We start from the raw sequence: 21,935 nt of genomic DNA on the forward strand, positions 1-21,935 counted from the left end.
GGTGCGGAGGAGTGTGCGTGGGAGTGTGCGCGCCTCTGGGCATCCGGCGGTCGGCGTCCTAACATGACGCCCCGTCAGAAAGGGGCCCACATGGACGCCAGGTTCACCGAGGAACAGCAAGAGATCCGCCGTACCCTGCGCGAACTCGCCACCAAGCGCTGCACCCCGGACGACGTCAAGGCCGCCACCCGCACGCCGGCCGGCCATGACCTCGCCCTGTGGGGCACCCTCAGCGCCGACCTCGGCCTGCCGGGGCTCGCGCTCCCGGAGGAGTGCGGGGGCGTGGGCGGATCCTTCGTGGAACTCGCGCTCGCGGCAGAGGAGTTGGGGCGCGCCCTCGCGCCCACGCCGCTCCTCGCGACCAGCGGGCTCGCGGCCCCGCTGATCTCCGCCCTCGGCACCGGGGCCCAGCGCTCCGCGCTGCTGCCCAGGATCGCCGAGGGCGACCTGACCGCGACGCTCGCCGTGCCCGGCACGGGGCTCGCCACCGCCCTCGGGCTCGTCGCCGACAACGCGGGGGACTGGGCGGGCGGCGGCCGGGCCGGCGGCGTGCAGGCCGCCCGGCAGGAGAACGGCTGGCGGCTCTACGGACAGGCCGAGCAGGTGCTCGACGGCCACAGCGCCGGGCTGCTGCTCGTCGCCGCGCACACCGGAGGCTTCGCCCGCTCCCGCACGCTCCTGTTCCTCGTGCGCGCGGACGCCCCCGGGCTCGTCCGCGTACGCCAGACCGCGATGGACGAGACGCGGCCGCAGGCGCGCATCGAACTCCGCGACGTCGAGGCCGAGTTGCTGGGCGAGGAGGACGGCGATGTGACCGGGGCGCTGGCCGCCGTCGGGGACACCGTCGCCACCCTGCTCGCCGCCGAGGCCGTCGGCGCCGCCGACCGGGCGCTCGAGCGGACCGTCGACTACGTCAAGGAACGGGAGCAGTTCGGCCGGCCCGTCGGCTCCTTCCAGGCCGTGAAGCACCGGCTCGCCGACGTCTACGTACAGGTGCAGGCGGCGCGCTCGGCCGCCTACTACGCCGCGTGGGCCGCGAGCACCGACGACGAGGCGCCCGTCGGCGGGCTCGCGCTCGCCCAGGCCCTCGAAGCGCTGCGGACCGGGGCCGGGGAGGCCGTGCAGCTGCACGGCGGCATCGGCTTCACCTGGGAGCACGAGGCGCACCTGTACCTGAAGCGGGCCACCGGCGACGAGCTGCTGTTCGGCCCGGTGCATCTGCTGCGGGACCGGGCCGCGCAGGCCGCCGAGCTGTTCGCGCCGGGTCCCGGCCTGGAGGTGGCGGTCTGATGGCACCGCCGGGCATCAAGCTGGTGCAGAAGGTGTCGTCGACGCGGACGTTCGGCCGCCTCGCGCCGCACGTCATCCCCGCCCTCGACCGCGCCGTGCACCGGCTCACCCGCGGAAAGGTGCTGCTCAGCGCGCAGATGCTGCCGGGCGTGATCCTCTGCGTGCGCGGCGCGAAGAGCGGGATCGAGCGGCGTACTCCACTCGCGTGCATGCCCGAGGAGGAGCGGGGGACCTGGCTGCTCATCGGGTCGAACTTCGGGCGGGCGGGCCATCCCGCCTGGACCGCGAATCTGCTCGCGCATCCGGACGCCGAGATCAACTGGCGCGGGAAGGACGTCCCGGTGACGGCCCGGCTCCTCGCGGGGAGCGAGCGGGAGGAGGCCTGGGCGGCGGCGCTGAAGTTCTGGCCGCCCTACGCCACGTACCAGCGGCGGGTGGAGCGGGAGATCCGGCTGTTCCGCCTGGAGCGCCGCTGAGCGGCGGGCCGGGAACTGCAACAGCGGCGGCTCACGTTGCACCACGCGAACCGCCGCTGCACGACAGGACCAGAAGAGTTACTTGACGGGCTTCTTTCCGGTCACGCCGAGGTGCACCAACAGCGCGAGGTTCGGCTTGAGTTCGGCCTGCTTGACGCCCCAGGTCTGGAAGCCCTTCTGGTGCGAGGCGACCGCCGCGAGCATCGCGACCAGCGAACCGGCGACGGCGGCCGGGCTCACGTCCTTGTCGACCTTGCCCTTGTCCTGAAGGTCCTTGACCGCGTCCGTGAGGGAGTTGTTCACGGAGTTCAGGATCTTCATGCGGAGCTTGTAGAAGCGCTTGTCGCCCTCGGCCGCGCCGAGGTCGACGACGCGCAGGATCGCGTCGTTCTTGCGCCAGAACTCGAAGAAGCCGTCCACGAGTTCCTGCGCGGTGGCCCAGCCGGCCTTGCCGACCCAGGAGCGGTCGGCGACCAGTTCGGTCAACCCCGCTCCCTCGGTGGCCATTTGCTCGGCGATCTCCAGGACGGCGCCCTCGACGTCCGGGAAATACTGGTAGAAGGTCGCGGGCGAAGTGCCCGCCTTTCGCGCGACATCAATGACTTTGACGTCCCGGTAGGGCGAGGAGCTGAGCATCTCGCCGAGGCAGTCGAGCAGCTTCTGACGTGTTGCCTGACCACGCCGTCCGGCCACGCGGCCGTCGACGGTCCGTACTTGTCCTGTCATGCCGTCAGCTTACCGAGGGGTGATCGGAGCGCGATCTGGCCGACTGCAAATGGGGTTGGCCGTCATGACCTCCGGTCAAATGACGCGCCGCGAGCGAGCAGAATTGGCCAAACGTTCGAATTTAAAGCGCATCGGCCCGTTCGGCCTGGTTAGCGTGACGCTCATGCGCCCCGCACGCCGCGACGAGCTCGCCGTCCCCGAATTTCCCGAAGGGTCCCCGTGCTGGGCCGACGCCCGGCTCGCGGACGTCGAGGCGGGAAAACGGTTCTACGGCGATCTCCTCGGCTGGACCTTCGACGAGGGCGCGGGCGCCGAGCGCGGCTACTACACGGCGGCCTACAGCGAGGACCGCTCCGTCGCCGCCCTCGCCCCGGCGAACCTGGGCGTCGAATGGCGGGTGCACCTGGCCGTGCGCGACGCGTACGCCGCCGCCGAACGGGTCTTCGCGGCGGGCGGGCACATCGTGGCGGGACCGCTGTCCGGCGGGACGGAGGCGACCGTGGCGCTCGCGAGGGGGCCCGAGGGGGCGGCGTTCGTGCTGCGCCAGGCGGGGAGCCACCGGGGTTTCGAGCGGGTGGGCGGGGCCGGCGCGTTCTGCGGCGCGGAACTGCTCACACCCGACGCCGCGCTGAGCGATTCCTTCTACGGGTCCGTATTCGAAGAGGGGGACTTCGGGGCGGCGGTCCGCCGTAGGGTCGTCACCGAAGGGCCCGGCAGGTTCCTGCTCCACTTCGGCTGCGCCGACGTCGAGGCCACAGCGGCGGCCGCGGTCCGCCTCGGCGGGCGGGTGCGGAAGGGGCCGCACCCGACGGCGTACGGAAGTGCCGCCGTGATCGAGGATGATCAAGGGGCGGTGTTCGCGGTGTGCGAGCAGGCGTAAGAGGCCCCGAATGCTCCGAGACACCCCGTTTTGACCCGAGGTTCGCAACTGAGGGCCGAGACAGGAAGAATCGGGGTGCGTGCCGCCGTGGCGCTTCGGTGGTGAGACGCTGACGGGGGCCGTGAGTGCGGTGGCCCGCACGGGGAGGTGGCAGGCAAGTGATGGATCAGCTGACGCAGCACGATCCGAGGCGGATCGGTCCGTTCGAGGTCCTTGGACGGCTCGGCGCGGGCGGCATGGGCCTGGTCTATCTGGCGCGCTCGGCCTCGGGCCGACGCGTGGCGATCAAGACGGTGCGTACGGAGCTCGCCGAGGACCAGCTGTTCCGGGTCCGCTTCACGCGCGAGGTCGAGGCGGCACGGGCGGTGTCCGGCTTCTACACGGCCGCCGTCGTCGACGCCGACCCGCGCGCGGCCGTGCCCTGGCTCGCCACCGCGTACGTACCGGCGCCCTCCCTCGAAGAAATAGTGAACGAGACCGGGCCGCTGCCCGCCCAGGCCGTCCGCTGGCTGGCCGCGGGCGTCGCCGAGGCCCTGCAGTCCATCCACGGCGCGGGCCTGGTGCACCGCGACCTCAAGCCGTCGAACGTCCTGGTCGTCGAGGACGGCCCGCGCGTCATCGACTTCGGCATCGCGTCCGGCGTCTCGAACACGCGCCTGACGATGACGAACGTGGCGGTGGGCACGCCCGCGTACATGTCGCCCGAGCAGGCGAAGGACTCCCGCAGCGTGACCGGGGCCTCCGACGTCTTCTCGCTCGGCTCGACGCTCGTGTTCGCGGCGACCGGGCACGCCCCGTTCCACGGCGCGAACCCCGTCGAGACCGTGTTCATGCTGCTGCGCGAGGGCCCGGACCTGGAGGGCCTCCCGGAGGAGCTGCGGCCGCTGCTCGAGGCGTGCATGCAGATGGAGGCGGGCCAGCGGCCCTCCCCGGCCGACCTCCAGGCCCAGCTCGCCCCGCACCTGTTCGGCGCGGGCAGCGACGACAGCGGCACCGCGTCCGCCTGGCTGCCCGAGCGCTCCGTCGCCCTGATCGAGTCGCGCCGCGGCGGCCGCCCCGCACCCAAGGCCCCCGCGACCCGGCCGCCGGGCCCCGGCGCGCACGCCGCGCCCAACGGCCACGGCGGGCCCATCCCCGCCATGCCCTCGCAGCCGCCCGCCCCGCCGATGGCCCCCGCCCCGCACCCCGTGGCCACGGACGGCTGGCGGCACTCGCCCGTGCCCGCGGGCCAGAGCCTCGTCGCCGACGGGCCCGTGCACCTCGCGGGCGCGCAGGTGCCGATCGGCCCCGGACCGCGTGTCGCCGACGCCCGCGCCGCCGCCGTGAAGGCGCCGCCCGCCGAATCGGGCCTCGCCGGCTCCTGGTCCCGCTCCAAGCCCGCCGTGAACGGCTCGCACGAACCGGTCGTGCCCGCGCCGTCCGTCGCCGAGGGCGCCGCCTGGCGGCCCTGGCGGTTCCGCATGTCGAACGACGTGTGGGGCACGCCCGCCGTCGCCGGCGACCTCGTCTACGTCACGTCGTTCGAGGTGCACGTCCTGGACGTGGCCACCGGGCGGCGCCGCTTCAAGACCCGCGACGTCGCCTGGTCCATGGCCGTGGCCGACGGCCGCATCCACGCCTCCGACGGCCCCACCCTGTGGGCGCTCGACGCCCGCGACGGCGGCGACCTGTGGCGGATCCAGACCGACGCCTGGGTGTACGCGCTCCAGGCCGACCGCGGCACCGTCGTCACCGCGACGCGCGGCGGCGGCGTCCAGGCCCGCGAGGCCGTCAGCGGCGACCTGCTGTGGGAGATCACCGGCTGCCAGACCGACTTCGAGGCCACCGAGGCCGGACCCGTCGTGCACGAAGGCACGGTCTACGTGTGGCAGGACGCCCGCCTGCGCGCCCTCGACGCCCGCACGGGGGACGAGCGCTGGTCCTACCCGATCGGCGACGCGGGCTCCTGCGGCGGCGTCCCGATGCGCCTGACGCCCGCGGCCGACGGCTATGTGTACGTCGCGGCGGGCACCCGCGTCCTCGCCATCGACGTCGCGTCCGGCCACGTCCGCTGGCACTTCGAGGCGCCCGCCGTATTCCTGTCGCCGCCCGCCTTCGCCCCAGGACCCGCGGTCACCGGCGGCGGCGTGTACCTCGTCGACCACCTCGGCACCGTGTACGCGCTCGACGCCACCGACGGCCGCGACCGCTGGCGCATCGCGACCGAGGCCCGGCCCTCGTCGGTCGACCCGGTCCTGGTCGCGCAGGGCCACGTGCACGTCGGCAGCGGCCAGGGGCTCTACACCCTGGACGCCGTGACCGGCACCCCGAAGTGGCGCTTCCAGGCAGGCGGCGAGATCGTCGGGGCGCCCGTGGTCGCGGACGAGCGGATCCACTTCGGCTCCACGGACCACCTGCTCTACACGCTGAAGGCCGACGACGGCCGGCTGCGCTGGAAGCTCGCCACCGGCGGCGAGATCACCGGCACCCCGGTCGTCAAGGACGGCGTCGTCTACGCGTGCAGCAAGGACCGCTGCGTGTACGCGCTCGACGCGGAGAAGGGGACGGGTACCAGCCGGTAGTGGGGTTCCCGGTGTCCGGGGCCGCTGCCGCCGATAGGGTGCCCCGCGTGATGAAACGGGGACTGAAACTGACAGCGGTGGCGACGATGGTGGTGGTGGCCCTCACGGGGTTCACCACCGGCCGGGGCCACGGACATTCCAAGAGCCGGGGCGGCAGCGGGGGCGGGTGCAGCAGCTCCTCGCAGAAGCACGACTCGTCGTCCGGCCTCTCCAAGGGCGGCAGCGGCTACACCCGGCACACCAGGCACAGCACACCCAGGACCACCTCGTCCGCATCCTCGACGAGCCTGCGGGACGGCACCGTCCGGCTCATCAAGTGCGCGGACGCACGGCAGGCGTACGCCACCGTGCAGGTCACCAACCCCAACAGCAGGCGCGCGCGGTTCGACGTCCACGCCTCCTTCCGCGACACCCGCGGCACGAACGTGAGCTCCCTCTTCCACAAGGTGGACGTGCCGGCGAACGGCACGGTGACCGCCAAGGTGCCGGTCGGCGGCAAGGACCTCGCCGCGAAGGTCGACCACTGCGACATCGCCCGCGAAGCCCTCGTGCAGCGCTGACCCGGGCCCTCAGCGCACCCTGAACTCCCGGTTCTGCGTACGGGAGTTGAAGAGCTCGGCCTGCCGCTCCGGCGGCAGGTTGCCCAGCTTGATCAGGTCCGGGGCCCGCGTGAAGGCGTGACCCCGGGCGGCCTCCGTGGCCGCCCAGACCGCCTTGACCGTGCCCTGGACCGCCTCCGTCGGATACGAGGCGATGGAGGCGGCGCACCGCAGCGCCGCCTCCAACGCCCCACCGGGGCCCGTGACTTCCGACACCAGGCCCACCTCGTACGCGCGCCGCGCCGACATCCGCTCCGCCGAGCCCATCAGCGCGAGCCGGGCCACCTCGCCGGGCGGCATCCGCTGGGCCAGATGGATCGACTCGAAGGCGTTGACCATGCCGTAGGTGGTGTGCGGGTCGAAGAAGGTCGCCGTCTCGTCCGCGACCACGAACTCCGATTCGCCGATCAGGTAGAACGCGCCGCCGCACGCCATCCCGTTGACCGCGGCGATCACCGGCTTCCACAGGTCGTTGGCCTTCGGGCCGACCGTGGGCAGCGGATCGTCCGCCGAGTACGGGGAGTCCGGCTGCGGCAGGTCCCACCCGCGGTCGATGCCCGTGCAGAACGCCCGCTCGCCGGCCCCGGTGAGGACGACCGCCCGCACGGTGTCGTCGAAACGGAACTCCCGCCAGGCGGCGGCCAGTTGGGCGACCGTCTCCTGGTCGAGGGCGTTGTGGCGGTGCGGACGGTCGAGGGTGACGGTGGCGACGCCCGTGCCCTTGTCGATCTCCGTGCGCACCGTCATGAGCGCTCCAGCACCCAGCGCGGCACGGTCACCCCGTCGACCTCCGCGAACACCACCTGCACCCGCGCGCCGATCTTGATGCGGTCGGGGTCGACGGAGTTCAGCGGGGCGTCGGCGGCGGAGACCAGATTGCCGACGAGCCGGATCCGGGGCGCCTCCGCCAGCTCGACGACGATCGCGTTGTACGGGGCCTGGGCGGCGTAGGCCGGGAGCAGCGGCGGGTGCGGGATCACGTACGACCAGACCCGTCCGCGGCCACTCATCCGGCGCCACTCGCTGTCGAAGGACTGGCAGTGCGGGCAGCAGGGCCGGGGCGGGAACCGGAGCTCTCCGCAGTCGGGGTCGGCGCAGGCCTGTACGCGCAGTTCACCGCGGGCGGCGTACTCCCAGAAGGGGGCGCCGTCGTCGTCGGGGGTGGGGGTGAGGAGTTGGGAGGTCGTCGTCGCTTCCGTCATGAGGTCGTCCTTCGCTCAAGAGGGGTTGCGGTCTCGGGGCTCTGCCCCGGACCCCGCTGCTCAATCGCCGCAGGGGCTTGAATTAGCTGCGCAGCAGCAGCGCCGACGTCGGGACTCCCTCACCCGCCGTCACCAGGCAGGTTTCCGCGTCCGGTACCTGCGCCGTGCTGACCCCCCGCAACTGCTTCACGCCCTCGTTGATGAGGTTGAAGCCGTGGACGTACGCCTCCGAGAGGCCGCCGCCGCCCGTGTTGATGGGGAGCCGTCCGCCGATCTCGAGCGCCCCGCCCTCCGTGAACGCCGCGCCCTCGCCGCGCCCGCAGAACCCGTATCCCTCAAGGGAGAGCGGGATGAGCGGGGTGAACGCGTCGTAGATCTGGGCGACGTCGACGTCCTCGGGGGTGACGTCCGCGTTCTTCCACAGGTGGCGGGCCGCCGTCCACGCGGGACCGGTCAGCGGGTCGTCGTTCCAGTAGTTGACCATGCCGTGGTGCTGCGCGGGCAGCCCCTGCGCGGCGGAGTGGACGTACACGGGCTTCTGCCGGCAGTCGCGGGCCCGCTCGGCGGACACGATGACGCAGGCCAGGGCGCCGTCCGTCTCCAGGCAGTTGTCGAAGAGGCAGAGCGGCTCGCTGATCCACCGCGAGGTCATGTAGCTGTCGCGGGTCATGGGGCGCTCGTACATCATCGCGGCGGGGTTCTGGTTGGCCCGGTTGCGGCAGGCGAGCGCGACGTTGAAGAGGTGGTCCCGCGTGGCGCCGTACTCGTGCATGTAGCGGCGGGCCAGCATGCCGATCTCGTCGGCCGGACGGAGCAGCCCGTACGGCCGCGTCCACTGGGCGGGCGTGGGGAGTTGGACGGTGGTGTTCTTCCAGGGGCGGGGCCCCGAGCCGCGCTTGCGGGAGCGCCAGGCGATGCCGACGCTCGCCTGTCCGGTGGCTATCGCGGCGACGAGATGCGCGACGGTCGCGCACGAACCGCCGCCCCCGTAGCCGACCTTGGAGAAGAAGGTGACGTCGCCGGCCCCGATGGCCTTGGCCACCTCGACCTCGTCGGTCTCCTCCATCGTGTAGGAGGCGAAGGCGTCGACCTCGGACGGGGATATCCCCGCGTCGTCGAGCGCGTCGACGATCGCCCGGCACGCCAATGTCTTCTCGGATTCCGGGAGTTGCTTCGCGAAGGCCGTCTGTCCGATGCCGACGATGGCCGTCGCGTCCTTGAGTCCCGCCATGGGCACACCCCACCTGGTTCCGTCTGCCGCCGGTTCCATCTGCTGACAGCGCGTCAGGCTACAGCTAATCTGACGGATAGTCAGCTACGGCGTTGTGGGAGGTCGTTCGATGCGTACGGATGGCGAGTGGGGAACGGTCCCGGAGCTGGTGCGGGATGCCGCCGAACGGTACGGCGAGCGCGAGGCCGTCGTCGAGGGCCGCGCCCGGATCTCTTACGCGGAACTCGGCGAACGCGTCGAGCGGGCCGCCGCCGCGTGCATGGCGGCAGGCGTCGAGACAGGGGACCGGATCGCCGTCTGGGCGCCCAACACCCTGGACTGGATCGTCTCCGCGCTCGGCGCCGTCAGCGCGGGAGCCGTCCTCGTACCGCTCAACACCCGCTTCAAGGGCGGCGAGGCCGCCGACATCCTGGCCCGCTCCCGGGCCCGCCTGCTGTTCGTCACGGGCACCTTCCTCGGCACGTCCTACGTGGCGTCACTGCGCCGCGCGCAGGAGGCGGGCGCCGAACTGCCCGACCTGGAACAGGTGGTGGTGTTCGGCGACGGCACGCCCGAGGCCCCCGGCTACCGGAGCTGGAAGGAGTTCCTGGCCGCCGGCGACAAGATCACGGCCGCCGAGGTCCGCGCACGCTCCGCCGCCGTCGACCCCACCGAACCCTCGGACATCATCTTCACCTCCGGCACGACGGGCCGCCCCAAGGGCGCCGTCATCACCCACGCCCAGACCCTGCGCGGCTACGAGATCTGGGCCGAACTCGCGGGCCTGCGCGAGGGCGACCGCTATCTGATCGTGAACCCGTTCTTCCACACCTTCGGCTACAAGGCCGGAGTCCTCGCCTGCCTGATGCGCGGCGCGACGATGGTGCCGCAGCCCGTCTTCAACGTGGACACGGCCCTCGCCAACATCGCCTCCGAGCGGATCTCCGTGCTCCCCGGCCCGCCCACGCTCCACCAGTCGCTGCTCGACCACCCCTCGCGCGACTCCCACGACCTGTCGGCGCTGCGGCTCGTCGTGACGGGCGCCGCGGTCGTCCCGCTGCGCCTCGTGGAACGGCTGCGCGGCGAACTCGGCGTGGCCACGGTCCTCACCGCGTACGGGCTCTCCGAGGCCAGCGGCATCGCCACCATGTGCCGCCGCGGCGACCCGGCCGAGGTGATCGCCGAGACCTCCGGGCGGGCGATACCGGGCACTGAGGTCCGCGTCGAGTCCGCCGCCCCCGGCGAGCCGGGCGAGGTCCTGGTCCGCGGCTTCAACGTCATGCGCGAGTACTTCGAGGACCCCGCCGCCACCGCCGAGACCATCACCGCGGACGGCTGGCTGCGGACCGGCGACGTCGGGATCATGGACGCGGCCGGCAACCTCCGGATCACCGACCGCATCAAGGACATGTTCATCGTCGGCGGCTTCAACGCCTACCCGGCCGAGATCGAGCAACTCCTCGGCCTGCACCCGGCGGTTGCCGACGTCGCCGTCGTCGGCGTCCCCGACGGCCGCCTCGGCGAGGTCGGCAGGGCGTACGTCGTCCGCAGGTCCGGCGGCGTCCTCACCGAGGACGACCTCATCGCCTGGGCGCGGCGCGAGATGGCGAACTACAAAGTCCCCAGGTCCGTCGAGTTCATGACGGAACTCCCGCGCAACGCGAGCGGGAAGGTGGTCAAGGGCGAGTTGCGGGCCGCACGCCGCCCTTGACGTCCCCCGCCGTCAGCGCGCGACGAACTGCGTCAGGATCGCCTGCACCTCATAGATGTCGACGCCCTTGGTGAAGGTCTTCTCGATCGGCACCGAGTTCCCCGAGATCCAGATCTTGAGCTCGGCGTCCAGGTCGAAGTGCCCGGCCGTCTCCACCGCGAAGTGCGAGATGCTGCGGTACGGCACCGAGTGGTACTCGACCTTCTTGCCCGTCATCCCCTGCTTGTCGATGAGGTCATGCGCCGGTCCGTGAGCAGGATCGCGTCCCTGATCAACTGATAGGCGCCGAATATCTGCTCACCCTGGCCGAGCAGCCGCGCGTAGTCGTGCGCGGCCTTGGCCGGGTCGATCGGATGAGCGTTGCCGAACAGTGCCATGAGGCCCCCCGTTTGTGATGTGTCAGAGCTTCTCGGGCGTGCGGATGCCGAGCAGCGCCATGCCCCGGTGCAGCGTCCGCGCCGTCAGGTCGCAGAGGAACAGCCGGTTCTCCACCTGCTCCGCCGAATCCGCCTTCAGGACCGGGCACTTGTCGTAGAACGACGTGTACAGCGACGCCAGCTGGTACAGGTACGCGGCCAGCTTGTGCGGGGCGTACTCGGCGGCGGCCTCGAAGACCGTGTCACCGAACGCGTCCAGGTGCAGGCCGAGCGCCCGCTCCGCCGGAGCCAGCTCCAGCTCGGCGTGCGCGGTCGGCTTCGCCTCGCCCGCCTTGCGCAGGATCGACTGGATACGGGCGTACGCGTACTGCAGGTACACCGACGTGTCGCCGTTCAGCGACACCATCTGGTCCAGGTCGAACTTGTAGTCGCGGCTCGGCGACGTCGACAGGTCCGCGTACTTCACGGCGCCGATGCCGACCTGCGCGGCCCGCTCCTGGATCTCCTCCTCGGTCAGGTCGCGCGCCTTCTCCCGCACGACCTCGGCGGCACGCTGCACCGCCTCGTCGAGCAGGTCCTCAAGGCGCACCGTCTCACCCGCACGTGTCTTGAACGGCTTGCCGTCCGCGCCGAGCACCGTGCCGTACGCCATGTTGTGCGCACTCACCTCGTCGGACAGCCAGCCCGCGCGCCGCGCCGTCTCGAAGACCATCTTGAAGTGCAGCGACTGCCGCACGTCCACGACGTACAGCAGCGACGTCGCGTCCAGGTCCTGCACACGGTTGCGGATCGCCGTCAGGTCGGACGCCGCGTAGCCGAAGCCGCCGTCCGCCTTCTGCACGATCAGCGGCACCGGCTGGTCGTCCTTGCCCTTGATGTCGTCGAAGAAGACCACGAGCGCGCCCTCGGAGCGGACCGCGACGCCCATCTCCTCCAGGAGGCGGGCCGTCTCCGGCATCCCGTCGTTGTACGCGGACTCGCCGACGATCTCGTCGTCCCGGATCTCCATGTCGAGCTTCTCGAAGACCGAGTAGAAGTAGACCTTCGACTCGTCGACGAACCGCTGCCACAGGGCGAGGGTCTCCTTGTCGCCGGACTGGAGGTCCACGACCCGCTTGCGGGCCCGCCCCTTGAAGTCCTCGTCCGCGTCGAAGACCGCGCGCGAGGCCTTGTAGATCCGGTTCAGCGTCGACATCGCCTGCTCGCCGTCCGCGTCCGCACCGGCCGCCGGCAGCTCGTCCGGGTGCTCGATCACGTACTGGATGAGCATGCCGAACTGGGTGCCCCAGTCACCGATGTGGTGCCGGCCGATCGTCTTCTCGCCCGTGAAGTCGAGCATGCCGCGCAGCGCGTCACCGATCACGGCGGACCGCAGGTGGCCGACGTGCATCTCCTTCGCCACGTTCGGCTGCGCGTAGTCGATGACCGTCGTACCGGGGACGTCCTTCAGCGGCACGCCGAGCCGGTCCGTGTCGGCGGCGCGCGCCGCGAGCGTGTCGGTGATCGCCCTGTCGGTGACCGTCACGTTCAGGAAGCCGGGGCCCGAGACCTCGACGTCGGCGATCAGCTCGCCGCTCGTGATCTTCTCGACGACCTGCGTCGCCAGCTCCCGCGGGTTCGCCTTCGCCTTCTTGGCGAGGGCCAGGATCCCGTTGGCCTGGAAGTCGGCCCGGTCGCTACGTCGCAGCAACGGGTCCGCGCCGCCGGCCTCCGGCAGGGCGGAAGTCAGGGCGTCGGCGAGGCGTGCGTTGACGTTGGCGGTGATGGACTTGACCGGGGCCATGTAGGGGCTGCCGTTCTGGTCGGGGTGGGCTGGAATGCACCGCCAGTATCCCAGAGCCGCGCGGCGAAGCCGTAACGCGTTTTCGTTCCGCACCGGGAAGCTGGGAGAATGGGGTGGGCAGAGGTGCAGCCCCACCCCGGATTCGAAGAGAGGGACAACCGATCGTGGCCCAGAGCACAGGCGCGGAGACCCAGGACTGGGTCTCCCGATACGCGGACGATGTCATCGCCGAGTCCGAGCGTCGTGCCCCGGGCAAACCGGTCGTCGTCGCCTCAGGCCTCTCCCCGTCGGGCCCGATCCACCTCGGCAACCTCCGCGAGGTCATGACCCCGCACCTGGTCGCCGACGAGATCCGCCGCCGCGGGTACACCGTGCGGCACCTGATCTCCTGGGACGACTTCGACCGCTACCGCAAGGTCCCGGCCGGCGTCCCCGGCACCGACGAGTCCTGGGCCGAGCACATCGGCAAGCCGCTGACCAGCGTCCCGGCCCCGGCAGGCTCGGCGTACCCGAACTGGGCGGAGCACTTCAAGGCCGCCATGGTCCAGGCGCTCGCCGACCTCGGCGTCGAGTTCGACGGCATCAGCCAGACCGAGCAGTACCAGGCCGGTACGTACCGCGAGCAGATCCTGCACGCGATGAAGCACCGCGGCGACATCGACGCGATCCTCGACCAGTACCGCACCAAGAAGGCCCCGGCCAAGAAGCAGCAGAACCAGAAGCCGGTCGACGAGGCCGAGCTGGAGGCCGCCGAGGGCTCCGGCGCCGCGTCCGAGGACGACGGTTCCAGCGGCTCGGCCGGCTACTTCCCGTACAAGCCGTTCTGCGGCCAGTGCGGCAAGGACCTCACGACGGTCACCTCCTACGACGACGAGACCACCGAGCTGTCCTACACCTGCACGCTCGACGGCTTCACCGAGACCGTCCTGCTGTCGGAGTTCAACCGCGGCAAGCTGGTCTGGAAGGTCGACTGGCCGATGCGCTGGGCCTTCGAGGGCGTCATCTTCGAGCCCTCGGGTGTCGACCACTCCTCGCCCGGTTCGTCGTTCCAGGTCGGCGGCCAGATCGTCGGCAAGATCTTCGGCGGCAAGCAGCCCATCGGCCCGATGTACGCCTTCGTCGGCATCTCCGGCATGGCCAAGATGTCCTCGTCGAAGGGCGGGGTCCCGACCCCCGGCGACGCGCTCCAGATCATGGAGCCGCAGCTGCTGCGCTGGCTCTACGCCCGCCGCAAGCCCAACCAGTCGTTCAAGATCGCCTTCGACCAGGAGATCCAGCGGCTCTACGACGAGTGGGACAAGCTCGGCGCCAAGGTCGCCGACGGCACGGTGCTGCCCGCCGACGCCGCCGCGTACAGCCGCGCCGTCGGCGTCGCGGGCCGCGAGCTGCCCCGCACGCCGCGCCCGCTTCCGTACCGCACGCTGGCGTCCGTCGCCGACGTCACGGCCGGCGACGAGGAGCAGACCCAGCGCATCCTCTCCGAGCTCGACCCGGCGAACCCGGTCACCGACCTCGACACCGTCCGACCCCGGCTCGACAAGGCCGAGGCCTGGATCACCAAGTACGTGCCCGCCGAGTCCCGCACCATCGTGCGCACCGAGCCCGACACCGAGGCGCTCGCCGCGCTCGACGAACAGGGCCGCGAGTCCATCCGCCTCCTCCTGGAGGGCCTGGACGAGCACTGGTCGCTCGACGGACTGACCCACCACGTCTACGGCGTTCCCAAGGTGCAGGCCGGCTTCCCGGCCGACGCCACGGCGAAGGAGCTCCCGGCGGAGATCAAGACCGCCCAGCGCTCCTTCTTCGCGCTGCTCTACCACCTGCTCGTCGGCCGTGACACCGGGCCGCGACTGCCCACGCTGCTCCTCGCCGTCGGCGCGGACCGCGTGCGCAAGCTGCTCGGGGCGTAACCGGACACGAAAGAGGGGCGGCACCGGATCCGATCCGGTGCCGCCCCTCTTCACGCCGGGTTACGCGTAGTCGCCCATCAGGTCCTGGTCGAAGCGCACCGCGAACTGGCTCAGATACCGGTTCGCGTCGTCCGTCGACATCCGGTGCCCGTACTGCGCCTCCACGTTCGCCGCGAACGCGCGCGGCGTCGGCAGCCCCTCGCCCGCTATCGAGCTGCGGAACACCTGGTAGAGCTCGTCGTCCGTGGGGTCCTCCGCGACCGTCGGCACACCGTCGCCCAACGGCCGCGTACCGCCCGCACCGTTCGGCACAGGGAAGTCGGGCTCGGGCTCGGCGACCGGCTCCGGCTCGGGCGCGCGCGGCGCCGGCACGGGGAACTGCTGCTGCGCGGGCTGCTGCTGAGCCGCCTGCGGCTGAGGCTGCGGTTCCGGTTCCGGATCGGGCTCCGGGTGCGGCTGCGGCTGCGGCTCGAACGACGGGTCGTAGTCCCCGCGGTACTCCTTCGGCCGCGGCTCGGCGAACCACTGGCTCGGCGCGTCCTCCGCCACCGGCGGACGCTCCACAGGCCCCCGCTCCAGCTCCGGCGCCGCCACCCGCGGAGCAGGCGGCAACAACGGCGCCTCGATCCCAGCCGCCGCAAGCCCCTCCGGAGCCGTCTGCGCCAACGGCACCCCGTACCGCGCCAGGCGCAACGGCATCAGCGACTCCACCGGAGCCTTCCGCCGCCACGCCCGCCCGAACCGCGAACGCAGCCGCGCCTGATACACCAGCCGCTCCTGCTCCAGCTTGATGACCTCGTCGTACGAACGCAGCTCCCACAGCTTCATCCGCCGCCACAACAGAAACGTCGGCCCCGGAGACAGCAGCCAACGCGTGATCCGCACACCCTCCATGTGCTTGTCCGCGGTGATGTCCGCGATCCGCCCGATCGCGTGCCGCGCCGCCTCCACGGCCACCACGAACAGCACCGGGATCACCGCGTGCATACCGGTGCCCAGTGGATCCGGCCAGGCCGCCGCGCCGTTGAAGGCAATCGTCGCCGCCGTCAGCAGCCACGCCGTCTGCCGCAGCAACGGGAACGGAATCCGGATCCACGTCAGCAGCAGATCCAGCGCGAGGAGCACACAGATACCGGCGTCGATACCGATCGGGAAGACGTACGAGAAGTTGCCGAAGCCCTTTTGCAGGGCCAACTCCCGCACGGCGGCGTACGAACCGGCGAACCCGATGGCCGCGATGACCACCGCTCCGGCGATCACCACCCCCACGAGTATCCGGTGCGTCCGTGTCAGCTTCAGTGGCGCGGCCACTCCACTTCCCCTCCCAGTTCCGGCTGTTGCGGCCAACAGACTGGCACATGCACGGGCCGGGGCGCGGGCCGGTACGCGCGGAAGCCCGGCTCCCCAAGGGGGAACCGGGCTTCCAGCAGGAGGTCAGCGGGCTGCGCTCACGCGCCCTTCTTCGACTCCTTGGACTCCTTGGACTCCGGGGAGGAGGCCGACGGCTTCGCCGAACCGCCCGCGTCGCCGCCCTTGGCGGACTCGATGACCTTCGCCACCGCTTCCTTCGCCGCCTTCTGCGCGTCCTTCGACAGCGAGCCCGCGGCCGGGGCGTCCTCGCCCGCGAGACCCGAACCGTTGTAGTCCACCGTCACCACGACGTTGTCCACGCGCGAGACGATCGTCTGCTGCTTGGACGTGACGTCGTCCTTTTTGTCCTTGTACTTACGGTCGTAGCTGATCTGCGTCGCCGCGTCGCCCGTCTTGGACACCGGCGTCGTCTTGACGTCCTTCGCGCCCTTGGTCGCCTTGGCGTCCTCGATCTGCTTCGCGTAGTACGCCTCGGCCAGCTTGTCGCCGCTGCCCCGGTTCACATCCGAGTCGAAACGGACCAACGACACATTGAGCCAGCGGAACTGCGAGCCCTTCACGCCGTTGTTGTCCAGGCTCGACCAGGAGCAGCTCGCACGCGTCGACTCGTCGTCGGACGCGCCGGCCTTGCTCTCGGCCTTCGGGACCAGGTCGCCCAGCGTGCTCTTCGAGAACGACGAGCAGGCCTGCGGAAGCTCCTTGTACGTCGCGGGCGCGACCTTCTTCGCCTTGGCGCCCGAGGTCGAGGCCGAGGCCTTCGCCTGCGAGTCGTCCTTCGCGCTGTCGGAACCGGAGGACGAGCAGCCGGCTACGACGAGAACCGCAGGCACGGCGGCCGCGCAGACAAGGGTGCGGGTGAGTCGCTTGGTCGGACGGTGCATGGTTCCTTCACTAGGACGCTGACAGGGCCACGGCCCCGCCACGTGACGACCATTCGACCTTCACGAGTGGGGCTCGATGGGTCACCGTACGCCGTGCCCGACGCGTGCGTCTCGCCTTCACCATGCCATCGGGCTGTGCCCGAATGCCCCTAATCGCCGAACTTGCCGACCAGGTTCCCGGCCAGATTCCGGGCTGTGTCCTGCATTTCCTTGCTGTCCGGCACCTTCTCGGCGGTCGCCGTCTGCACCTCGTACTGGACGGTCACCAACACGTTCGACGTGCGGAACGCCACAGTCACCGTGCGGTGCCGACCGGTCGTCGGACCCGCCAGCACGTCATCCACGAACGCCTCGTCGCCGAGGTCGTCGAGCAGCCGCGGCTGAAGATCATCGACGGAGGACGCGGACGCGGACGGGGAGCCGGAGGCGCCGTCCGACGGCTCGTCGGACGCCTTGCCGGACGCCTTCCCGGACGCCTTGTCGGACGGGGAGGACGACGCGGGCTCCGAAGCCTCCTTCTCGGCCTCCGTCGAGGCCGAGGCCGACGCCTCCGACGACAGCGGATCCGGCAGATCAGCCGCCTCCGCCTTCGACGCGAACACCGCCGCCGCGCGGTCGTCGTCGCTCACCGCCGTGTCGTACGACACCACCCGCTCGAAATCGAGGCTCAGCCGATGCGTGCCGCCCCGGGCCGAATCGTCCTTCCACCGGCACCCGACCCGACGGTCCGTGTCGTACGTGACCGTGGCCGTGCCCTCGTACGCCTTCTCGCGCTGCTCCGCGTCCGGGAGCCGCTTGATGCCGGGGAGCATCTCGTTCAGCGTGTCCTGGCCGGGCTGGCTGCACGGCTCGGGCAGCGTCCGGTACTTGCCCGGTTCCGCGGTCGACGCGGTGGCGCTCGGCTCACCGGGCTTCGAGTCGTCGGCCCCGCCGTCGTCGTCGGAGCCGCTGGTGCAGCCGGCGAGCACGGCCGCAAGGAGCACGGCGACACCCGGTACGAACGCGTACGACTTCCGCTGCACCCTGAGGCTCCTCTCGGCGCCTTGCGCCTGGTTAATCGGTTGCCGCGGCGGGGCGGCCAATGGGCACTATGTCTATCGCACGCGCCGCCGTGGACGCCGGTCCGGCATCCGATTTGCCGCCCTGGCGCAGGTATTTGCGCTACATCCACTTCACTTGTTTCAACCCTTACGACCAACTCATCCGATCCTCGGGGGATTTCATGTCATACGTAGAGGTTCCGGGAGCCAAGGTCCCGATCCGCATGTGGACCGACCCGGCCAAGGTGGACCCGGGCGCGCTGCAGCAGCTCCAGAACGTGGCGACGCTGCCCTGGATCAAGGGCCTGGCCGTCATGCCCGACGTCCACTACGGAAAGGGCGCCACGGTCGGCTCGGTGATCGCGATGCAGGGCGCGGTCTGCCCGGCGGCGGTCGGCGTCGACATCGGCTGCGGCATGAGCGCGGTGAAGACGTCCCTGACGGCGAACGACCTCCCGGGCGACCTGTCGCGCCTCCGCTCGAAGATCGAGCAGGCGATTCCGGTGGGGCGGGGGATGCACGACGATCCGGTGGATCCGGGGCGGCTGCACGGCTTCGCCACGGCGGGGTGGGACGACTTCTGGGGACGGTTCGGCGGGGTCGCCGATGCGGTGAAGTTCCGGGAGGGGCGGGCCGTGAAGCAGATGGGGACGCTCGGCGGGGGCAACCACTTCCTCGAACTTACGTTCGATTCAGAGGGTGCGGTTTGGCTCATGCTGCACTCCGGTTCCCGGAACATCGGCAAGGAGCTGGCGGACCATCACATCGGCGTCGCGCAGGGCCTGTCGCACAACCAGAACCTCGTCGACCGCGACCTCGCCGTGTTCATCGCGGAGACCCCGCAGATGGCGGCGTACCGGAACGACCTGTTCTGGGCGCAGGAGTACGCAAAGTACAACCGCTCGATCATGATGGCGCTCTTCAAGGACGTGATCCGCAAGGAGTTCAAGAAGGCGAAGCCGACGTTCGAGCCGGAGATCAGCGCTCACCACAACTACGTGAGCGAGGAGCGCTACGACGGCATGGACCTGCTGGTCACCCGCAAGGGAGCGATCCGGGCGGGCTCCGGCGAGTACGGGATCATCCCCGGCTCCATGGGCACGGGCTCGTACATCGTGAAGGGCCTCGGCAACGCGGCGTCCTTCAACTCCGCGTCGCACGGCGCCGGCCGGAAGATGAGCCGGAACGCCGCGAAGAAGCGCTTCTCGACGCGCGACCTGGAGGAGCAGACGCGGGGCGTGGAGTGCCGCAAGGACTCCGGCGTCGTGGACGAGATCCCGGGCGCGTACAAGCCGATCGAGCAGGTCATCGAGCAGCAGCGGGACCTGGTGGAGGTCGTGGCCAAGCTCAAGCAGGTCGTCTGCGTGAAGGGCTGACCTGCTCGGGCCGCGCGTACCCTGGGCTTCGGTTCAGTGGATCGTCGCCGAAAGGTAGGGCAAGGCCATGGCTCCCGCCCCCGCATCTCGTATTGCCGTCGTCACGGGCGCGAGCAGTGGCATTGGTGCTGCCACTGCTCGGCGGCTCGCGGCCGAGGGGTATCGCGTGGTGCTCACCGCTCGTCGGGAGGACCGGATCGAGGCGGTCGCCAAGGAGATCACGGCTGCCGGGCACGATGCCGTCGCGTACGCGCTGGATGTGACCGATCGGGCTGCCGTTGATGAGTTCGCTTCGGCGTTCAAGACCATTGGGGTTCTCGTCAACAATGCCGGTGGTGCGCTCGGGGCCGATCCCGTTGCCACCGGGGATCCGGATCAGTGGCGGCAGATGTACGAGACGAACGTCATCGGCACGCTCAATGTCACCCAGGCGCTGCTGCCCGCCCTCACGGCGAGTGGGGATGGGACTGTGGTCGTGCTGTCGTCGACCGCGGGGCACGGGACCTATGAAGGTGGGGGCGGGTACGTCGCTGCCAAGCATGGGGAGCATGTGCTCGCGGAGACGTTGCGGCTTGAGATCGTCGGGACGCCCGTGCGGGTCATCGAGGTCGCGCCGGGGATGGTGAAGACCGACGAGTTCGCGCTGACCCGGTTCGGCGGGGACGAGGCGAAGGCCGCCAAGGTGTACCAGGGCGTGGCGGAGCCGCTGAGCGCGGACGACGTCGCCGACACGATCGGCTGGGCCGTGACCCGGCCGCCGCACGTGAACATCGACCTGCTGGTGGTGCGGCCGCGTGCGCAGGCGTCCAATACGAAGGTGCATCGTGAGCAGTCCGACCAGTCCTGAGCAGCCGGGCTCGCCCGATCCGCTGGACGCGTTGCAGCGGGAGTACGACGAGCGGCGGCGTGCGGAGGAGAAGCGCGGCGAGCGGTACATGTGGTGGTACCTGGGGTACTTCCTGTTCGGGATTCACATCGTCGCGTTCGTGATGATTTACGCGATCAAGCACGCCAATTAGCGCGGCTGGTCTCAGCCCGCGTACGCCGTCGGTGGCACGCCCACCGTCGCCGTGAAGTCCCGGACGAGGTGGGCCTGGTCCGCGTAGCCGAGGTCGGCTGCGAGGGCGGCCCAGTCGATGTCGCGGCGGGCCGCGGCCGTCTCCACGGCCTCGTGGATGCGGAAGCGCAGGATGCACCACTTGGGGCTGACGCCGACGTACGCGTGGAAGAGGCGCTGGAGCGAGCGGACCGTCATGCCCTCGGCCTGTGCGAAGTCGGCCACGCGGCGGACTCCTCGGTCGGCCCGTATGCGGTCGACCAGTCCGATCGCGAGTTCGGCCTGCGGGTCGGGTTCGGCGGGGGCCAGCGGCAGCAGGTACGCGTCGAGGGCGGCGATCCGGCCCGCGTCGTCGGCGGGGGAGAGGACGGCCGCCGGGTCCGTGGCCGGGAAGATCTCCTCGTAGGGCAGGACGCGGCCCGTCCACTGCGAGACCGGCGCGTCCGGCGCGAACGGGCGGAACGCCCCCGGCCGGAACTTCACCCCGCACACCTTTCCCCGTCCGTGGATCTTGCGGACGTAGAGCCCGGGCGCGGCGACGCCGGTCAGCTCCCCGTACGGCGGCTGGTCGATGTCGTCCTGCTGGAAGGTGAGGTGCACGGACGGGTGGGGCAGTACGTGCGAGGCGTAGGGCTCCGGCAGGTCCCAGTCGATGAACCAGTAGTGCTCGACGTGCGGGCGCAGCGGCTCGGCGGGCTCGTGCCGGCGCAGCCGCACGCGCGTGAGCAGCGCGGTCGGTTCGACGATCCCGCGGGTGTCGGGACGGCGGCGGTCCTGTGACATGAGGCGAGCGTAGAGCGGGGCACTGACAGTGGCCGTGGCGTCGGGCGTCGTGTTTCTTCAAGCCGGGCGGTCCGCGCGCTCGTAGCGTCGAGGTATGGACACGAACGAGAAGCAGACGGACATGAAGCCTCTGGGCGGGCTGCTCGCCGCGGCCGCCTCCCGTGCCGTCCCGGTGGTCGCGGGTGTCGAGGACAAGGACCTCGACGCCCCGACGCCGTGTGCGGACTACGACGTGCGGACGCTGGTGAATCACCTTCTGCACGTGGTCGTCGAGTTCCAGAAGCTGGCGGTGAAGCGGGACTCCGACTTCTCCTCGCCGCCGGACTACGTGGCGGAGGGCGGCTGGCGTGAGCGGTTCGCTAGCGAGGCGGACGCGCTGGTAGAGGCGTGGTCGACGCCCGGCGCCGAGGAGGGGACGACCGGGGCGCTGAACATGCCGGCGCGGACCGTGGGCGGGATGGCGCTGCTGGATCTGACCGCGCACGCGTGGGATCTGGCGCGGGCGACCGGTCAGGAGTACGGGGCCGATCCGGCGGTGGTCGCGGAGCTCACGGGAGTGGTGGAGCGGCTTGCGCCGACGGGCCGGGAGATGGGGGCGTTCGGGGCGGCGGTGCCGGTGGGTGCGGACGCGGATCCGTTCGCGCGGATGCTCGCCGCCACGGGCCGGGACCCGTACGGGGAGTAGGGGAGTGGAGGGGCAGG

General features: G+C 71.0%; 20 protein-coding genes and 1 pseudogene. 11 read left to right on the forward strand and 10 right to left on the reverse strand.

The window, feature by feature from the left end; translation table 11 throughout:
- The first annotated feature begins 90 nt into the window (after positions 1-90).
- Positions 91-1,290: an acyl-CoA dehydrogenase family protein gene (locus tag ACZ7L4_RS20680; protein WP_472104442.1), complete on the forward strand. Its 1,200-nt coding sequence runs from the start codon at positions 91-93 to the stop codon at positions 1,288-1,290.
- The gene (locus tag ACZ7L4_RS20685; protein ID WP_472104444.1) at positions 1,290-1,766 is read left to right on the forward strand and encodes a nitroreductase family deazaflavin-dependent oxidoreductase; all 477 of its coding nucleotides are present in this window, start codon (positions 1,290-1,292) and stop codon (positions 1,764-1,766) included. Before ACZ7L4_RS20680 ends, ACZ7L4_RS20685 begins: the two co-directional genes overlap by 1 nt.
- Before the next feature lie 78 nt (positions 1,767-1,844).
- Here the strand turns inward: ACZ7L4_RS20685 and ACZ7L4_RS20690 are convergent, their stop codons facing one another.
- On the reverse strand, positions 1,845-2,492 hold the full coding sequence (locus tag ACZ7L4_RS20690) for a TetR family transcriptional regulator (protein WP_472104446.1): 648 nt from the start codon (positions 2,490-2,492) through the stop codon (positions 1,845-1,847).
- A gap of 163 nt (positions 2,493-2,655) precedes the next feature.
- On the opposite strand from ACZ7L4_RS20690, the gene ACZ7L4_RS20695 reads away from it, so the two are divergent.
- The 3 genes from ACZ7L4_RS20695 (at position 2,656) to ACZ7L4_RS20705 (ending at position 6,493) form a co-directional block, all read left to right on the forward strand.
- A complete protein-coding gene (locus tag ACZ7L4_RS20695; protein WP_472104448.1) occupies positions 2,656-3,372 on the forward strand; it encodes a VOC family protein in 717 nt (238 codons plus the stop codon).
- Positions 3,373-3,530: 158 nt separating this feature from the next.
- Positions 3,531-5,933: a protein serine/threonine kinase AfsK gene (gene afsK, locus ACZ7L4_RS20700; RefSeq protein WP_472104450.1), complete on the forward strand. Its 2,403-nt coding sequence runs from the start codon at positions 3,531-3,533 to the stop codon at positions 5,931-5,933.
- Positions 5,934-6,019: 86 nt separating this feature from the next.
- Entirely contained in the window at positions 6,020-6,493 is a 474-nt protein-coding gene (locus ACZ7L4_RS20705) for a hypothetical protein (RefSeq protein ID WP_472105610.1), read from the forward strand.
- 9 nt (positions 6,494-6,502) lie between these two features.
- Here ACZ7L4_RS20705 and ACZ7L4_RS20710 read toward each other — a convergent pair whose 3' ends face one another.
- The 3 genes from ACZ7L4_RS20710 to ACZ7L4_RS20720 all read right to left on the reverse strand — a co-directional run bounded on the left by ACZ7L4_RS20710 (position 6,503) and on the right by ACZ7L4_RS20720 (position 8,965).
- Positions 6,503-7,279 (reverse strand): enoyl-CoA hydratase/isomerase family protein, encoded by a 777-nt coding sequence (locus tag ACZ7L4_RS20710; RefSeq protein WP_472104452.1) that lies wholly within the window; start codon positions 7,277-7,279, stop codon positions 6,503-6,505.
- The gene (locus tag ACZ7L4_RS20715) at positions 7,276-7,734 is read right to left on the reverse strand and encodes a Zn-ribbon domain-containing OB-fold protein (RefSeq protein WP_472104454.1); all 459 of its coding nucleotides are present in this window, start codon (positions 7,732-7,734) and stop codon (positions 7,276-7,278) included. The genes ACZ7L4_RS20710 and ACZ7L4_RS20715 overlap by 4 nt, the downstream gene beginning before the upstream one ends.
- A gap of 82 nt (positions 7,735-7,816) precedes the next feature.
- The gene (locus ACZ7L4_RS20720; RefSeq protein ID WP_472104456.1) at positions 7,817-8,965 is read right to left on the reverse strand and encodes a lipid-transfer protein; all 1,149 of its coding nucleotides are present in this window, start codon (positions 8,963-8,965) and stop codon (positions 7,817-7,819) included.
- 109 nt (positions 8,966-9,074) lie between these two features.
- Here ACZ7L4_RS20720 and ACZ7L4_RS20725 point away from each other — a divergent pair, with 109 nt between their 5' ends.
- Positions 9,075-10,655, forward strand: coding sequence for a FadD3 family acyl-CoA ligase (locus ACZ7L4_RS20725; RefSeq protein WP_472104458.1), 1,581 nt, complete (start codon positions 9,075-9,077; stop codon positions 10,653-10,655).
- A gap of 12 nt (positions 10,656-10,667) precedes the next feature.
- Here ACZ7L4_RS20725 and ACZ7L4_RS20730 read toward each other — a convergent pair.
- Positions 10,668-11,032: pseudogene (locus ACZ7L4_RS20730) on the reverse strand (PH domain-containing protein).
- A gap of 22 nt (positions 11,033-11,054) precedes the next feature.
- Positions 11,055-12,815 carry an arginine--tRNA ligase gene (gene argS / locus ACZ7L4_RS20735; RefSeq protein ID WP_472104460.1) on the reverse strand — a complete coding sequence of 587 codons (1,761 nt, stop codon included), beginning with the start codon at positions 12,813-12,815 and terminating at the stop codon, positions 11,055-11,057.
- Positions 12,816-12,955: 140 nt separating this feature from the next.
- Here argS and lysS point away from each other — a divergent pair, with 140 nt between their 5' ends.
- Positions 12,956-14,725 (forward strand): lysine--tRNA ligase, encoded by a 1,770-nt coding sequence (gene lysS, locus ACZ7L4_RS20740; protein WP_472105612.1) that lies wholly within the window; start codon positions 12,956-12,958, stop codon positions 14,723-14,725.
- A 60-nt stretch (positions 14,726-14,785) separates the two neighbouring features.
- Here lysS and ACZ7L4_RS20745 read toward each other — a convergent pair whose 3' ends face one another.
- From ACZ7L4_RS20745 to ACZ7L4_RS20755, 3 genes are all read right to left on the reverse strand, one after another.
- Positions 14,786-16,036 (reverse strand): DUF2637 domain-containing protein, encoded by a 1,251-nt coding sequence (locus ACZ7L4_RS20745; RefSeq protein WP_472104462.1) that lies wholly within the window; start codon positions 16,034-16,036, stop codon positions 14,786-14,788.
- A 137-nt stretch (positions 16,037-16,173) separates the two neighbouring features.
- Entirely contained in the window at positions 16,174-16,977 is an 804-nt protein-coding gene (locus tag ACZ7L4_RS20750) for a DUF3558 domain-containing protein (protein WP_472104464.1), read from the reverse strand.
- A gap of 149 nt (positions 16,978-17,126) precedes the next feature.
- The gene (locus ACZ7L4_RS20755; RefSeq protein WP_472104466.1) at positions 17,127-17,999 is read right to left on the reverse strand and encodes a DUF3558 domain-containing protein; all 873 of its coding nucleotides are present in this window, start codon (positions 17,997-17,999) and stop codon (positions 17,127-17,129) included.
- 200 nt (positions 18,000-18,199) lie between these two features.
- Here ACZ7L4_RS20755 and ACZ7L4_RS20760 point away from each other — a divergent pair, with 200 nt between their 5' ends.
- The 3 genes from ACZ7L4_RS20760 (at position 18,200) to ACZ7L4_RS20770 (ending at position 20,412) form a co-directional block, all read left to right on the forward strand.
- Positions 18,200-19,393, forward strand: a complete 1,194-nt coding sequence (locus ACZ7L4_RS20760) for an RtcB family protein (RefSeq protein WP_472104468.1) — start codon at positions 18,200-18,202, stop codon at positions 19,391-19,393.
- 67 nt (positions 19,394-19,460) lie between these two features.
- Complete coding sequence (locus ACZ7L4_RS20765) at positions 19,461-20,240, forward strand: SDR family NAD(P)-dependent oxidoreductase (protein WP_472104470.1); 780 nt, start codon at positions 19,461-19,463, stop codon at positions 20,238-20,240.
- On the forward strand, positions 20,215-20,412 hold the full coding sequence (locus ACZ7L4_RS20770) for a hypothetical protein (RefSeq protein WP_472105614.1): 198 nt from the start codon (positions 20,215-20,217) through the stop codon (positions 20,410-20,412). The genes ACZ7L4_RS20765 and ACZ7L4_RS20770 overlap by 26 nt, the downstream gene beginning before the upstream one ends.
- A gap of 11 nt (positions 20,413-20,423) precedes the next feature.
- On the opposite strand, the gene ACZ7L4_RS20775 is transcribed toward ACZ7L4_RS20770, so the two are convergent.
- Positions 20,424-21,233, reverse strand: coding sequence for a DUF6597 domain-containing transcriptional factor (locus tag ACZ7L4_RS20775; RefSeq protein ID WP_472104472.1), 810 nt, complete (start codon positions 21,231-21,233; stop codon positions 20,424-20,426).
- 94 nt (positions 21,234-21,327) lie between these two features.
- Here ACZ7L4_RS20775 and ACZ7L4_RS20780 point away from each other — a divergent pair, with 94 nt between their 5' ends.
- Positions 21,328-21,918, forward strand: coding sequence for a TIGR03086 family metal-binding protein (locus ACZ7L4_RS20780; RefSeq protein ID WP_472104474.1), 591 nt, complete (start codon positions 21,328-21,330; stop codon positions 21,916-21,918).
- The last annotated feature ends 17 nt before the right edge of the window (positions 21,919-21,935 follow it).

This window comes from Streptomyces sp. NPDC107575 (assembly GCF_055657265.1).